Source organism: Candidatus Desulfovibrio trichonymphae, from assembly GCF_002355955.1.
GTDB lineage: Bacteria > Desulfobacterota > Desulfovibrionia > Desulfovibrionales > Desulfovibrionaceae > Desulfovibrio > Desulfovibrio trichonymphae.
In genome coordinates this window covers 719,743-735,000 of sequence record NZ_AP017368.1, presented here as the reverse complement: position 1 = coordinate 735,000, position 15,258 = coordinate 719,743, and the positions used below count along the sequence as shown (strand labels likewise).

General features: G+C 52.5%; 8 protein-coding genes, 3 tRNA genes and 2 rRNA genes (1 of these 13 only partly in view). 8 read left to right on the top strand and 5 right to left on the bottom strand.

Features of this window, described 5'->3' with window-relative positions; genetic code table 11:
- From RSDT_RS03550 to RSDT_RS03540, 3 genes are all read left to right on the top strand, one after another.
- Nucleotides 1–2,644, top strand: a 23S ribosomal RNA gene (locus RSDT_RS03550) (it extends 285 nt beyond the left edge of the window).
- A gap of 42 nt (nt 2,645–2,686) precedes the next feature.
- Nucleotides 2,687–2,800 (top strand): 5S ribosomal RNA (gene rrf / locus RSDT_RS03545).
- Between the two features lie 210 nt (nt 2,801–3,010).
- Entirely contained in the window at nt 3,011–4,144 is a 1,134-nt protein-coding gene (locus RSDT_RS03540) for an ABC transporter substrate-binding protein (RefSeq protein WP_231941759.1), read from the top strand.
- 50 nt (nt 4,145–4,194) lie between these two features.
- Here RSDT_RS03540 and serS read toward each other — a convergent pair whose 3' ends face one another.
- Nucleotides 4,195–5,466 carry a serine--tRNA ligase gene (serS, locus tag RSDT_RS03535; protein WP_096399585.1) on the bottom strand — a complete coding sequence of 424 codons (1,272 nt, stop codon included), beginning with the start codon at nt 5,464–5,466 and terminating at the stop codon, nt 4,195–4,197.
- A 192-nt stretch (nt 5,467–5,658) separates the two neighbouring features.
- Between serS and RSDT_RS03530 the strand changes: the two genes are divergently transcribed.
- Both RSDT_RS03530 and RSDT_RS03525 read left to right on the top strand, forming a co-directional pair.
- Nucleotides 5,659–6,249 (top strand): hypothetical protein, encoded by a 591-nt coding sequence (locus RSDT_RS03530; protein ID WP_096400484.1) that lies wholly within the window; start codon nt 5,659–5,661, stop codon nt 6,247–6,249.
- Nucleotides 6,250–6,366: 117 nt separating this feature from the next.
- Nucleotides 6,367–7,704 (top strand): UDP-glucose dehydrogenase family protein, encoded by a 1,338-nt coding sequence (locus RSDT_RS03525; protein ID WP_096399584.1) that lies wholly within the window; start codon nt 6,367–6,369, stop codon nt 7,702–7,704.
- 71 nt (nt 7,705–7,775) lie between these two features.
- Here the strand turns inward: RSDT_RS03525 and RSDT_RS03520 are convergent, their stop codons facing one another.
- The 4 genes from RSDT_RS03520 to RSDT_RS03505 all read right to left on the bottom strand — a co-directional run bounded on the left by RSDT_RS03520 (nt 7,776) and on the right by RSDT_RS03505 (nt 8,797).
- Nucleotides 7,776–8,270, bottom strand: a complete 495-nt coding sequence (locus RSDT_RS03520; RefSeq protein WP_096399583.1) for a HyaD/HybD family hydrogenase maturation endopeptidase — start codon at nt 8,268–8,270, stop codon at nt 7,776–7,778.
- A gap of 255 nt (nt 8,271–8,525) precedes the next feature.
- A tRNA-Gly gene (locus RSDT_RS03515) sits at nt 8,526–8,597 on the bottom strand.
- 33 nt (nt 8,598–8,630) lie between these two features.
- A tRNA-Cys gene (locus RSDT_RS03510) sits at nt 8,631–8,704 on the bottom strand.
- A gap of 18 nt (nt 8,705–8,722) precedes the next feature.
- Nucleotides 8,723–8,797 (bottom strand) — tRNA-Gly (locus RSDT_RS03505).
- Between the two features lie 519 nt (nt 8,798–9,316).
- On the opposite strand from RSDT_RS03505, the gene RSDT_RS03500 reads away from it, so the two are divergent.
- The 3 genes from RSDT_RS03500 (at nt 9,317) to RSDT_RS03490 (ending at nt 15,251) form a co-directional block, all read left to right on the top strand.
- Nucleotides 9,317–12,388, top strand: coding sequence for an autotransporter outer membrane beta-barrel domain-containing protein (locus tag RSDT_RS03500; protein ID WP_096399248.1), 3,072 nt, complete (start codon nt 9,317–9,319; stop codon nt 12,386–12,388).
- A 315-nt stretch (nt 12,389–12,703) separates the two neighbouring features.
- Nucleotides 12,704–13,879 carry an aminotransferase class I/II-fold pyridoxal phosphate-dependent enzyme gene (locus RSDT_RS03495; protein ID WP_096400482.1) on the top strand — a complete coding sequence of 392 codons (1,176 nt, stop codon included), beginning with the start codon at nt 12,704–12,706 and terminating at the stop codon, nt 13,877–13,879.
- Between the two features lie 52 nt (nt 13,880–13,931).
- Nucleotides 13,932–15,251 carry a homoserine dehydrogenase gene (locus tag RSDT_RS03490; protein WP_096399582.1) on the top strand — a complete coding sequence of 440 codons (1,320 nt, stop codon included), beginning with the start codon at nt 13,932–13,934 and terminating at the stop codon, nt 15,249–15,251.
- Nucleotides 15,252–15,258 lie beyond the last annotated feature (7 nt).

Sequence of the window (15,258 nt, the reverse complement as noted above, 5' to 3'; positions counted from 1 at the left end):
TCGTCCGTGCGGGGTTGTAGGACCGGCATAAGTGATTCGCGAGTAGGCAGGGGAAGGAAGCTGGAAAGCTTTGCCAAAGCGGGTGAAAGCCCCGTACCCGAACCTGAAAGCGACGCGGCCGGCGCCTGAGTACTGCGAGGCACGTGAAACCTCGTGGGAATCCGGGAGGACCATCTTCCAAGGCTAAGTACTAACCGACGACCGATAGTGCACCAGTACCGTGAGGGAAAGGTGAAAAGAACCCCTGTCAGGGGAGTGAAATAGAATCTGAAACCTGATGCTTACAAGCTGTGGGAGCCGCCATGAGCGGTGACCACGTGCCTTTTGCATAATGAGTCAGCGAGTTGATCTGTACTGCGAGGTTAAGCGCAAGTGGAGCCGTAGCGAAAGCGAGTCTGAACAGGGCGAAGAGTAGTGCGGATCAGACCCGAAACCGGGTGATCTATCCATGAGCAGGTTGAAGCAAGGGTAAAGCCTTGTGGAGGACCGAACCAATAACGGCTGAAAACGTTTTGGATGACTTGTGGATAGGGGTGAAAGGCCAATCAAACCCGGTGATAGCTGGTTCTCCCCGAAATATATTGAGGTATAGCCTTGTGAATTGTCTGCCGGAGGTAAAGCACTGACAGAGCTAGGGGTCCTACCAGATTACCAAACTCTTTCAAACTCAGAATGCCGGTCAGATGTATCACAGGAGTCAGACGGCGGGTGCTAAGGTCCGTCGTCGAGAGGGTAAGAGCCCAGACCGACAGCTAAGGCCTCCAAATGCATGCTCAGTGGTGAAGGTGGTGACGTTGTGTAGACACCCAGGACGTTGGCTTAGAAGCAGCCATCGTTTAAAGAAAGCGTAACAGCTCACTGGTCTAATGACGTTGCGCCGAAAATGTAACGGGGCTAAGCATGCTGCCGAAGCTTCGGATTTCCCGCAAGGGATCTGGTAGGGGAGCGTTCTTCTTGGGCTGAAGGTGTGGCGTAAGCCATGCTGGACTGAGGAGAAGTGATTATGCTGACATGAGTAACGATAAAACGGGTGAAAAACCCGTTCGCCGTAAACCCGAGGTTTCCTGGGTAAAGGTAATCTTCCCAGGGTTAGTCGGCCCCTAAGGCGAGGCTGAAAGGCGTAGCTGATGGGAAACGTGTTAATATTCACGTACTTGTGTATTCGCGCGATGGAGGGACGCAGGAGGATAGACGGTCCGGGTGTTGGATCCCGGTGTAAGCGAGTAGGCTTGTGTGCAGGCAAATCCGCACACTTCAAGGCTGAGACGCGAGTCCGTGACCGCAAGGTCTGAAGCCGTTGAGTCCATACTGCCAAGAAAAGCTTCTAAGTATAGGATACGCAAACCGTACCGCAAACCAACTCAGGTGGGTGGGATGAATAATCCAAGGCGCTCGAGAGAACTCTGGCCAAGGAACTCGGCAAAATAACCCCGTACCTTCGGAAGAAGGGGTGCTCCTTCAGGTGAAGCGATTTACTTGACGAGCTTGAGGGAGCCGCAGAGAAATGGTGGTGGCGACTGTTTACTAAAAACATAGGTCTGTGCGAAGTCATAAAGACGCCGTATACGGACTGACGCCTGCCCGGTGCCGGAAGGTTAAAAGGAGAGGTCAGCGCAAGCGAAGCCTTGAATTGAAGCCCCGGTAAACGGCGGCCGTAACTATAACGGTCCTAAGGTAGCGAAATTCCTTGTCGGGTAAGTTCCGACCTGCACGAATGGCGTAACGATCTCCACACTGTCTCGGCCAGAGACTCGGTGAAATTGAAGTCGCGGTGAAAATGCCGTGTACCCGCAGAAAGACGGAAAGACCCTGTGCACCTTTACTATAGCTTGACATTGGGATTTGGACCTGCATGTGTAGGATAGGTGGGAGGCTGTGAACCCTGTACGCCAGTATGGGGGGAGCCGTTGTTGAAATACCACCCTTGTTTTTTCAGGTCCCTAACCCGACGCCGTTATCCGGCGTGGGGACAGTGTCTGGCGGGTAGTTTGACTGGGGCGGTCGCCTCCTAAAGAGTAACGGAGGCATGCAAAGGTTCCCTCAGGCTGATTGGAAACCAGCCGTTGAGTGCAAACACAGAAGGGAGCTTGACTGTAAGAGAGACATCTCAAGCAGGTACGAAAGTAGGTGTTAGTGATCCGGTGGTCCCGTATGGAAGGGCCATCGCTCATTGGATAAAAGGTACGCCGGGGATAACAGGCTGATCGCATCCAAGAGTTCACATCGACGATGCGGTTTGGCACCTCGATGTCGGCTCATCACATCCTGGGGCTGAAGCAGGTCCCAAGGGTACGGCTGTTCGCCGTTTAAAGTGGTACGCGAGCTGGGTTTAAAACGTCGTGAGACAGTTTGGTCCCTATCTTCTGTGGGCGTAGGAGAATTGCAAGGGCCTGTCCCTAGTACGAGAGGACCGGGATGGACGCGCCCCTGGTGGACCTGTTGTCGTGCCAACGGCACAGCAGGGTAGCCAAGCGCGGAAGGGATAACCGCTGAAAGCATCTAAGCGGGAAGCCTGCCTTAAGATAAGTTCTCCCTGGAGCAATCCCTGAAGGGCCGAGGTAGACCACCTCGTTGATAGGCTGGGTGTGGAAGCGCCGCGAGGCGTGGAGCTGACCAGTACTAATAGCCCGTGAGTCTTGTTTGAAAGAAACTCCTTCCTTCCCTGTCAATTATATATGGCCGAGCTTTTGGCAGCCATGGAGAAGAGGGTACACCCGATCCCATTCCGAACTCGGCAGTTAAGCTCTTCATCGCCGATGATACTGCATGCTTTTTGTGGGAAAGTAGGCCGCTGCCAAATTGTTTGAGAGCCCCCGTACAACGCCGGGGGCTTTTCTTTTTCTCCCCTCTCCCTCCATAACATGCCTCTGCAAAAATACCTGTCAATTGCGTTTTGCAATGTAATTGTATACACTTCCCTGTAAAGGGTTTCTCAGCAGTGTGGAAGCAGTGTGGAAAAGGAATACATATGGCAAGGCGATTATTAATTCTCGCGTTAATAGGCTGTTTGATGGCGCTATTCATCAACTTTGCGCCGGCGGCTGGACAAAGTATTAAAATAGGCTTTCCCATTCCGCTGACTGGCGAAATCCCCATGGTGGGCGAATCCACCAAATACGCGGCGGAGATGTTTAAGGATGAAGTGAACGCCGCTGGCGGGCTTCTGGTGGGCGGCAGGCGTTTTCCGCTGGAATTCATTTACGAGGACAACGAGTCCAAGCCGGAATCTGCGGTAAACGCGACCCTGAAGCTCATTGACCGCGACAACGTTATCGTCATAGTCGGGCCGCAGTCTTCGCGTCAGGCTGTTCCGGCGGGCGGCGTGGCGGATGACAATGAAGTCCCCATGATTACCCCCTGGTCCACCAACCCGGAGGTCACCAGAGACAGGCCTTGGGTATTTCGGGCCGCCTTCCTGGATTCCTTCCAGGCTCCGGTGGCTGCCAATTTCGCGGCTAAAAAATTCAGCGCTAAAATCGCTGCCGTCATGTTTGAGATTTCCAACGATTATTCCAAAGGTCTGGCCGATAATTTCAAAAAAAGCTGGGAAAGTCTGAACGGTGCCGACTCCATTATCGCCATGGAGTCGCATGGCCCCAAAGACCAAGATTTTTCCGCCCAGTTGACCAAGATTATTGCCATGAAACCGGACTTTATTTTTCTGCCGGAAAACTACAATTTCGTAGCTTTGATTGTGCGTCAAGGGCGGGAGCTGGGTTACAAGGGGCCGTTCATGGGCTCTGACACTTGGGGTTCCGCCGAATTGATGAAACTCTGCGGCAAGGACTGCATCGGACAGTTTTTTTCCACTCACTACGCCGCTGCCAGAGCCACCGGCGCGACCAAGGCCTTTATCGACAAATATAAAGTTAAATACGGCTATGTGCCAGACGACGTGGCCGCCCTTACTTGGGACGCAGTGCTGATCATCACTCAGGCCATCCAGAACGGCGGCAAAGTGGACAAGAATGTCCGCACTATGCGTAAACTCATCCGTGATAACTTGGTGTCCATGAAAAATTTCGACGGCATCACCGGCAGCATGCACTTCGACGCACAGGGCGACCCCGTAAAATGCGCCGTTGTCGTGGAAATTGACCAGAGCAGCCAGTTTTCCTTCGTGGAATCCGTTTGCCCCCGGTAATGAGTATAAATCCACAAGACTGAAATCAGCCTGGGCACGGCCGTGTTTGCTTACAGCGGTTCAATGCATTCCACGCCGCCCATATAGGGAACGAGAATTTCGGGCAGACGCACGCTGCCGTCTCTTTGCTGGCCGTTTTCCAGAATAGCGGCCATGGCGCGTCCAGCGGGCAGGCCGGAACCGTTAAGCGTATGGACAAAAGCGGCTTTGCCGCCTTTGGGCTTGAAACGTATGTCAGCCCGTCTGGCCTGAAAATCCGTGCAGTTGGAACAGGAGGATATTTCACGGTACACGCTCTGCGCGGGCAGCCATACTTCCACATCATACGTTTTTGCGGCGCTGAAGCCCATATCTCCGGTGCAGAGCGTGACAACCCTGTAGGGCAGTTCCAGAAGTTCCAGCAGCGCGCATGCGTGGCCGAGCATGATTTCAAGTTGATTGAAGCTGTCGTCAGGGTGGGCAAAGCGCACCATCTCAACCTTGGCGAACTGGTGCATCCGTATAATGCCTCTCGTGTCCTTGCCCGCCGCGCCTGCTTCGGAACGAAAACAAGGCGTGGCCGCGCAGTAGGCGCACGGCAGGTCCGCCTCGTCAAGGCTTTCGCCGGAGTGCAAATTTGTCAGCGGCACTTCTGCGGTGGGAATTAGATAATAATCCCTGTCGCGCAACGCAAAAAGGTCTTCCTCAAATTTGGGCAACTGGCCTGTGCCTGTCATGGAAGCACGATTAACCATAAGGGGAGGGCATATCTCAATATAACCGCAGCGCGCGTGCTGATCCAGAAAAAAATTAACGAGCGCCCGCTCAAGACGCGCTGCCCAAGCGAAAAAAAATACAAAACGGCTGCCGGTGATCCGCCCTGCCCGCTCAAAATCAAAACCGCCAAGGCGCGCGCCCAGATCACCGTGTTCCCTGACCGGGAAATCAAAATCACGCGGGCGCGCCCATCGGCGCAGTTCCACATTTTCCGATTCGTCACAACCGGCCGGCACGGAGATAGCCGGAATATTGGGCACGCGCAAAAGCCAGGCCTCAACATCGGCTTTGGCCCGCGCAGTTTCAACATCCAGCGCCTTGATGCGGTCAGAAAGCCCGCCAAGCTCCGTCTGCATGGCCGAAATATCCTGCCCTGCGCGCTTGAGGACGGCAAGCTCGGCAGATGTGGTATTGCGCCTGTTTTTCAAAGCCTCTACCTCGGCGAGCAGAGAACGGCGACGGGCGTCCAGCGCAAGAAATTCACTTACATGAATGGCAGAATGCCGGTCAGCCAGAGCTTTTGCCAGCACTTCCGGCTGTTTTTGCACAAGCTTGAGATCAATCATGGTCGTCCCGCAGTTGGATCAACCCGCGCTTGATGAGGTTGACATTTTCAATGCCGATCTTCACCCGGCAACGCAATGACATGGTGCGGGCTGTATACCACGGGCAATAACCCCTTGCAAGACGACTGTTTTCAGGTTAGCATCAAGTATTGTATATTTTTTACAAATCTCTCAAACCTGCACGAGGCCGTCATGAATTACGTTCGCGTTGTTCTTCCTCTTTCTCTGCTGGTCACACTGCTGCTCACGGCGTGCGGGCCAAGCAACAACGTGCGGCTGCTGAATCAGCCGCCGCTGGACGCAGCCGTGCTTCCCGCTCCCAACGCCGTACATGTATGCGTAGTGACTTTTGCCGACAGTCGCTCTGACATGACGCGCCTTGGCGTGCGGCGCGACAACAGCGTCTTTGTCACCGGCGACAATATTGCAGACTGGGTCAGCCGTGCGCTGGCTGACGAACTCGCGCGCAACGGCGTGCAGGTTTCGTATTCCACAACGGTAAAACAGGCGAGCAGCGGCAATCCGGACTATCTCGTCACAGGCGAACTGAGCGTCCTGTGGCTGCGTGAAATCTCAGCCACAGACCTTGCCACAGAGCTGAGCATTAACTATACGCTGGCCAATCGTCAAAATCGTATTTTGCGCGACGCGTATCATTCTTCACAATCGCGCAGCGGTCTTCCCTCATCTTCTGCGGCGGAAAATCTGCTGCTGGACACCCTGTGCGATCTCGTGAAACCCGTAGCCCGCAAAATAGTCCAGACTATTGAAGGCAAAAAGTAGTTTTTTCGGGCGATTGCCGCTCTGTCTGATCCTGCTTTTGTCGGTATTCAGCCCTGCGCGCGTCTGCATCCGACTAAGGTGAAACTCTCCGCATTCGAAATCAGAGAGGCATGAGCCATGAAATTGTGTATTATCGGCACGGGGTATGTTGGTCTTGTGAGTGCCGCATGTTTTGCTGAAATGGGCAATACCGTGACCTGTATCGACGTTAATCCCGCGGTTGTGGAAAAGCTCAATATCGGCACAGTTCATATTTTTGAGCCTGGTCTCGAAGACATGGTGCGGCGCAGTCATGCAGACGGCCGTCTGTTCTTCACTACCCGACTCGCAGAGGGCATTGCCGGTTCGGACTGCGTTTTTATTTGCGTGGGCACGCCTTCTCTGCCTGACGGTTCGTGTGATCTGAGTTATGTGCAACAGGCTGCCCATGACATCGGTCGCGAGATGCAAAATGAGCTTATTGTGGTGGACAAGTCCACTGTGCCGGTAGGCACGGCCGACATGGTGCGTGAAATCATAGAAAATGGCCTTGCGGCGCGAAAGAGAACTGATATCGTCACGGTGGTTTCCAATCCGGAATTTCTTAAAGAGGGCGCTGCAATAGCGGACTTTATGAAGCCGGATCGCGTAGTGCTCGGCACGAATTCTCAGAAGGCTGCTGCTTTGTTGCGTGAACTGTATGCGCCTTTTGCCCGCACAAGGGACAAAATTTTGATCATGAGCCCGCGCAGCGCAGAGATGACAAAATATGCCGCCAACTGCATGCTGGCGACAAAAATTTCTTTTATCAATGAAATAGCAATGATATGTGAACATGTCGGCGCGGATGTGCGTGATGTGCGCACCGGCATCGGCTCGGACACACGCATTGGGTATCAGTTCATTTATCCAGGCCTTGGCTATGGCGGATCCTGCTTTCCAAAGGATGTCAAGGCATTGATTCATACTGCCGGCAATGCCGGCGTAGTGCCTCTGCTGCTCAATGCGGTTGAGGCGGTCAACGCCCGTCAGAAACAGCATATGGCGGTGCGCATTCAGGAATACTTTGCTCCGCAGGGCGGCGTGAAAGGCAAAACCTTGGCGCTTTGGGGTCTAGCTTTCAAAGCCAATACCGACGATATGCGTGAAGCCGCGTCAGTGAGCATTGTCGGGCTGTTGACTGCAGCGGGCATGCGGGTGCGCGCTTTTGATCCTGTGGCGAGCGGAAATGCGCAACGCATATTTAAAGAGAACAGTCTTGTTGAAATATTGGATGATCAATATTCTGCCTGCGACGGTGCCCAAGGCCTACTTGTGGCAACTGAATGGAATCAGTTCCGTAATCCGGACTTCGAGCGCGTCAAATCCCTGTTGACAGCCCCCCTGCTTTTTGACGGACGTAATCTCTATGCGGCTGCATCCATGGCGGAACGTGGTTTTGCCTATTTTTGCATCGGGTGTTCGGCGGAACTTTAAAGCAATTTATCTTGCTGTTTCTGCCATATGTTTTTTGCTGCAACAGGCAAGCGCGTGCAGGTGCGGAATCGTCAGGCCGGTTCCGTCGCGGGGCTGATGCCGCGGCGGGCCAGTTCATCCATCGTCTTGCGGCAGAATTCCGGCAGGCGGGCTTGGGCTTGCGGGGTCAGTTCCACGCCCATTGTTCTGCAGTCAAAGGGCTCCATACCGATGACAAGCGCGTCCGGCTTATGTCCGGCGAGTTCACAGGTGATGAGCGTGTCCAGCAGGTCTGTCTGGTGCATGGAATCACGAAAACTCAGACTTTTCCGCAGGTCTTCGCCTTTCAGCAGATACACCGTGCCGGGGGCTTCTCCAGCCAGCACTACATCCAGCACGACGAGCAAGTCGCAGTCCTGAATTTCAGGCATGAGCATCAGCCCCTGCGTGCCGCCGTCCAGCAGGCGTATGCGTACCGGCCAGGTGTAGTTGGCCTGCAGATACTCAACAGCCCGCACGCCAAAGCCTTCATCTGTCAATAAAATATTGCCGACGCCCAGAATCAGAATTTTTTTGTTGGCATCCATAGGTGAATCTCGCGAAGCTGAGTTTCGCTGCCCATCTCACCGCATTGTGACAGTGACAGCACGTGACAGGGCAACGGACCTTCCAATGCGCGCGGCCCTTAAGAGAATCTTTGCGCTGACGCCGGATATCCAGGAGCCGCTCCCGAGATGAGCATTCGTTAAAATGCTCAGAGATAATCCTCTCTGCCGGGCATGACCTTTATTTAAAATGGAATCAAGGGGATAACGGACGATCTGAATGCGGCGGCGTTTCACTGTAGGAGACGGGATTTGAGCCCGTGACTTCAACCTTGGCAAGGTTGCACTCTACCACTGAGTTGCTCCCGCGTTTGCATGCAGCGACGAAACGCAAGATTGCGCTGGAGGCGGCATCCAGATTTGAACTGGAGATGGAGGTTTTGCAGACCTCTGCCTTACCACTTGGCTATGCCGCCTTTATGCATTGAAAACGTTGGAGCGGGAGACGGGATTTGAACCCGCGACTTCAACCTTGGCAAGGTTGCACTCTACCACTGAGTTACTCCCGCTCAGAAGTTGCCTTTTTACGCCGCGCGCATGCCTCTGTCAAGAGGTTTCGCGTTGTTAGACAGGCGGACCATCTAAATTTCTTGAAGCCGCAACAGGCCATGCTTTTGAACCGTTCGTTTTATGGCTGTCTGAAATCGGGCATGATGGAACGAGCCGTTACGTGGAGCTAAAATTTGAGATGCGTCCTGCTTTCCGTTCGCAATGCCGCTTGACAGCCACCGCGTTTTGTGTGTAAAAGTAGCAACTACTTCACCGGACTGTTTTTGCATTGTTCGGCTTGGTTTTCTTAAAGGACGTAAAGGCATAGTGCATGTGGTCAGGGCAAGGACAAATTTTCCCGCGCGGAGCGGAGAGAGATTCGGGCGAAGCTGACGGTTTCGGCCCGATTCTTGCTACACACACACTAACTCCGCAGTGCCGCGCTGTCCGCCGCAAGGTTCAGCGCGGCTTTCGGCGTTTCCTTCGGACATGGTGAATTCAGCATTATCGTTTACATATAAAAACAGGGGAAGGAATTTATGAAAAGAAACTACGTAAAGCAGTTTATGGTTACTCTGATAACCATAACCATGTTTACAGCGTATCCGTTTTTTACCCGGGCGGAAGATCTTAATGGTGGTGGAAAGTTGCCTTCAGACTTGTCCACCGGCTTGATTGATCTAGCAAGAGGGGAAACGGGCGGTTTGAAAAAACTTATTTCTGATGCTGTAGAGCTTGCTATAACCAGTTTTGGTGGTACAGCTTTTCCGTCAGATGCGATGATTGAACCAACAACAAATCTTGGTGGATACCATTTCAAGGATTATGCTGGTAACAATGCTGTACTATATGGCAATATCGGCAATCTTAGTGAAATTGTGTTCAACAATAATACAGTAACCTTTGAGGTGGGCGACAATCTACGAGGCGGCGGCGTATTAAGAGCTGGTGAGAATCAACAGATAGGCGCCATCGACAATGCTATTTTCAGTAATAACACAGTAACAAAAAATGGAGACGGCGATTTCCAGGGTGGCGGCATTATCGGAGCCTATCGGGGAACTATAGGCGATATCAGCAACAGTATATTTAACGATAACATCGTAACAGCCACCGAAATAATGCGTGGTGGTGGGATAGTTGGTGTTTATGGTGTTCAGGAAGCTTCAGCCATTGGTGCCCTTAAGAACAATATATTCAGCGGCAACACGGTAACAATCGCCGACACTATGGCAGGTGGTGGGATAGTTGGTGTTCATAGTAGTCAGGAAGCTTCAGCCTCTATTGGTGCCGTTAAGAACAATATATTCAGCGACAATACGGTAACAATCGACGCAGTAATTCGTGGTGGTGGGATAGTTGGAGTTTACACTGATAACCTGCAAAGTGCCGATGGGACATATATAGGAGATATTACAGATAACATATTCAGCGGTAATACGATCATTGCTTCTGGAGTTGTTGGTGGTGGTATTGTTGGTGCTGATACATACAGCACAATAGGCGATATTGTCAATAATGTTTTCGATAACAATACTGTAATTACCACGGGCTCACTTTGGACAGGTGGTATTGTTGGTGCTTTAAATCAGAGTACTATTGGCGATATTATTGATTGTACGTTCACCAACAATGTTATTTCTGCTATAGATATTAATGGCGGTATTGTTGGTACTTTAACAAGTACAATAGGCGATATCAGTGGCAGTATATTTGCTGATAATACAATTACAGCAAGAGGTAATATACGTGCCGGAATACTGTATCTTGAAGATAGTTTGACAGTCACTGATAGTCAGTTTACAGATAATATATTTACTTCTTTGCAGACGTATGATTCGGGTCGTGTATACGGTGGTGCCATTACACTGGATACCGGCACCGACATCGCCGCTTCTTCTGGGACTTTGTCCTTAACTATAGTTGCAACTGCCGGCAACACAACGATTTTCCGGAACAACGAGATTAATGATATTGATGGAAAACGGACCAATTCCATCTCTATCCGATCGACGACACCGATAATCGAACCCCATAGCAATGCTGACGCGACTCTTGTCATTTCCCCATTCTCGGGTGGTGATGTATATTTGTATGACCCCATCTATGTGGAACAGGACAACGGTAAAACATTCGGAATGGAAGTTACTCAGGATGGATACTTTTACTGGGGCGGCGATAACAAGTTTATTGTAGACGCGCCCGATGCTGAAAAAAATATTGTCAATTTGCGTCAGTATACTAATACATCGTTAATGAGCGGTTTCAATTTGGATGCGCCCAATCACGATTTTAATATGAGTCGTTATGCAAATCTGCATATATATCCTGGAAGCAGCATGACTGTGCATGCGGCCGATTTAAGAGGAATGTTAGCATTTTATCTGCGAGGTATTCCAGTCAATAATCAAGATAATCCAGTGTTAACTGTTACAGCGGACAGCATCAGTATTGATGGAATGTGGCCACAACTAGATTTCTCTGGCGATGTTGAACCATTGCAGTTTGGCGACAAATACTATCTGCTTCGCGGAAGTACAGAATTGGCAGGTAATATTAAAGACAGCGGAATTCAAACAATACAACACGGTTCTCTTCTTGAATTCACTTTTCAGTTGAGGAAAGACGGCGACAACGACTTCGTTGCTGAACTTATTGAATCTGACGGCCCAGGCGGCGGTGGTACTCCTGTTGTACCCGGTGCCAAATCGATAACCGAAGGAGCCTCTGTTGGGGCAGCTCTTGCCAATCAGGGTGCGGACCTTGCGGCAGGCGCAGGTATGGGAAGCGCAATCAATTCTGCGAAAGAAGATGCCTGGGGTGCTTTCGCTGTTGTTGATGCAAGCAGCATGCGTTATAACACCGGTTCATATATTGACACAAGCAGTGTAAATTTGATGGCCGGTATTTCACGTAATATAAATACGGAAATCGGTAAACTGACTGCCGGTGCCTTTTTTGAATATGGTGGAGCTTCATACGATATTCATGGAAGCGGCAACACTTCCTATATTGGTGGCGGTTTGCTGGGTCACTTAAAGTTCAATGATGTCGGCCCGGGTCACTTCTATACAGAAGCCGCGGCCCGCATCGGTGGACTCAATAATGATTATGAATCCACCAGACTGAAGGATGTTTCCGGACGCAAGGCCTCGTTTGATACGGAATCGACGTATTACGGTATTCACGCCGGTGTGGGCTATGTGTGGAACATCACCGAGGAAGCCTCTCTTGATGTGTACGGCAAATACTTCTGGTTGCACCAGGACGGCAATGACGCAACAATTTCCACAGGCGAACCGGTAAGTTTTGATCCGATTGATTCTCATCGTCTGCGTGGCGGAGCTCGATTTGCCTATGCAATCAACGAGTATATCAGCCCTTATATCGGTGCGGCCTTCGAATATGAATTTGACGGCAAGGCAAGAGCGTCTGTATGGGGCTATGATCTCAAGGCTGCGAAGTTCGAAGGAGAGACGGGCATTGGTGAAGCGGGTTTGGTTTTTAAACCTTCCAGCAAATCTCCGTGGCTCGTTGATCTCGGCGTGCAGGGCTATGTCGGCAAACGCGAAGGCGTGAGCGGTTCCCTCCGCGTGGGACTGGAATTCTAGGCGTTAACCGCCAACGTCACCAGATGCGGCGCGGTGTCGGCCCTTACGGGACGGCCCGCGCCGCATCTGTTTTGCGCCTCAACTGCCGTGTGCGCTACCCATTGTATGTACTTTCATGTCCATGACCAGCTTTCTGTCAGAGCGGCTTGTCCATAAGATCGTGTAACTCCGTGAGGGAATTTCTCCGTCCTGTGAGCTTTGAGCTGACCCGCCTGCTTTGACACTCTGCGCGGCAATCGGCAATACAGGACTTTACAAAAATGCCCTTGCGCGACTATGCTGCCGGTCAGTAAAATGCGCCGATGGGAGAAAACCATGGAAGAATTTCCACGCATTCAACGCCTTCCCCCCTATGTTTTCGCTGTAGTCGGGGATCTCAAAATGCAGTTGCGCCATCAACATATTGATATCGTTGATTTCAGTATGGGCAACCCCGATATCCCCACCCCCGCGCATATTGTGGACAAACTGACGGAAGCGGCGAAAAAACCGGTCAACCACCGCTACTCGCTTTCCAAGGGCATACCCAATCTGCGCAAGGCCGTGTGCAACCGATACGTCCGCCTGTACGACGTGCATCTTGATCCGGAAAGCGAGGCCATTGTAACCATGGGTTCCAAAGAGGGACTTGCTCACCTTTCCCTTGCCATGCTTGATCCGGGCGATGTGGTACTGTCACCGGACCCCACCTATCCCATACACAAATACGCGCCCATTATTACCGGCGCGGACGTGCGAAGTGTGCCCATAGGCCCTGGGCGGAATTTTTTTGAAAACCTGACAACGGCGACACGTCAGGCATGGCCAAAGCCGAAAGTACTCTTTCTCTGTTACCCGCACAATCCCACGACAGAAGTGACGGATCTGGATTTTTTTCAAAAAATTGTTGATTTCGCAAAAGCAAACAACATCTGGGTCATTCATGATCTGGCCTACGCCGATCTTGTGTTTGACGGCTACAAGGCGCCGAGCTTTTTACAGGCCAAGGGGGCAAAGGACGTGGGGGTGGAATTTTACACCATGTCCAAAAGCTATTCCATGCCCGGCTGGCGTGTTGGTTTCTGCCTCGGCAATCCGCGGCTCATCCATGCCCTTTCCCGCATCAAGAGCTATCTGGATTACGGCATCTTTCAGCCGGTGCAGATTGCAGCCACTGTGGCGCTGAACAGCCCGGACGACTATGTGCATGAAATATGCGATATTTACCGTGAACGACGCGACAGACTTATTGAAGGTCTTGGACGTATAGGCTGGGAAATCCCTTCGCCCCAAGCCACCATGTTCGTCTGGGCGCGTATTCCTGAAGCGTTTCGCAAAATGGGTTCGGTGGAATTTTCAAAACTCCTCCTGCAGGAAGCGCATGTGGCCGTTTCTCCGGGCCTTGGTTTCGGTTCCTACGGCGATGAATATCTGCGCTTTGCGCTGATAGAAAACGAGCACCGCACCCGGCAGGCCGTGAGCGGCATACGCCGCCTGCTTTCCGGCGCGTAACGCGGGATCTGTAGGCGCGGTCGCGCCGCGTATATCTTATTTTGGACAGAGCATGAAAAAAAGTCCTGCAAGCAAACCGCTTGTCGTCGGTTTGGCCGGTTTCGGCACAGTGGGCGGCGGTCTGGCGCGCCTTGTCGCCGAAAATGCGGATTTGAACCGCCAGCGTTCCGGCCGCGATATTGTTATAAAACGCGTGCTCGTGCGCAACCCGCGCAAAGCCCGTGGTGTGCCCCTGCCTGAAGGCGCGGAATTGACCACAGACCCGGCCGCGCTCTCTGACGACCCGCAGATTGACGTGCTTGTGGAGCTTATGGGCGGCATAAAGCACGCCCGCGCGCTTATTGACAGGGCGCTTGATCAGGGCAAGCATATTGTCACGGCCAACAAGGCGTTGCTGGCGGAAGAAGGTATTGCCCTGTTCAAAAAGGCTGAACGCAAAAAGCGCATACTGCGCTACGAGGCCGCCGTTGCCGGGGCCATACCCATTGTGCAGGTGCTGAAGGAAAGCCTGACCGGCAACCGCATTGTCTCGCTCATGGGCATTTTGAACGGCACAAGCAATTATATTCTTTCAGAAATGACCACAAACGGCCTCAATTTCAACGTGGCTCTTAAACAGGCGCAGGAGTGCGGCTACGCGGAGGCTGACCTTACGCTTGATATTGACGGTCATGACGCGGCGCATAAGCTCATTTTACTGATACGTCTCGCGTATGGCGTGCACTATCCGTATACGGCCCTTTCCGTGCGCGGCATACGGGGTCTTTCCGCCATGGATATATGCCTTGCGCGGGAATTCGGCTACAGGATTAAACTGATAGGTCAGGTCAGGAAAATTCCGGACACCGGGAGCACGGCCGTGACGCGTCTTGAGGCCGGCGTTTTTCCGGCGCTGCTGCACCATCACCATCTGCTCGCCAAGGTCGGCGGCGTCTACAATGCCGTCAGGGTAGAGGCGAACGCCTCGGGATCGTTGTTTTTTCATGGGCGCGGCGCGGGAGGCATGCCCACGGCCGGCGCCGTGCTCTCTGACCTGTTGGCCGTAGCGCGCGGAGAATTGGCCAATAATACGGGTTTTGTCCGGCAGGAGCTTCCCGGGGCTGTCGTTGTTCCTCACGAAGAGTGGCGGTCATGCTGTTATGTGCGGCTTACTGTGGAAGACATGCCCGGTGTGCTGCGCGACCTCGCCGGCTGCATGGCCGTGGAAGGCATAAGCGTGGCGCAGATGATACAAAAATCTGCAGAAGGCCGCGGCGTGCCCTTGGTGTGCATGACCCACGAAACCACGACGCGGGCCATGCATAACGCTTTAAAACGCATGGCCGACGCAGGTCTGCTTATGGAACCTGCCGTGTGCTATCGGGTGCTGTAGACACACC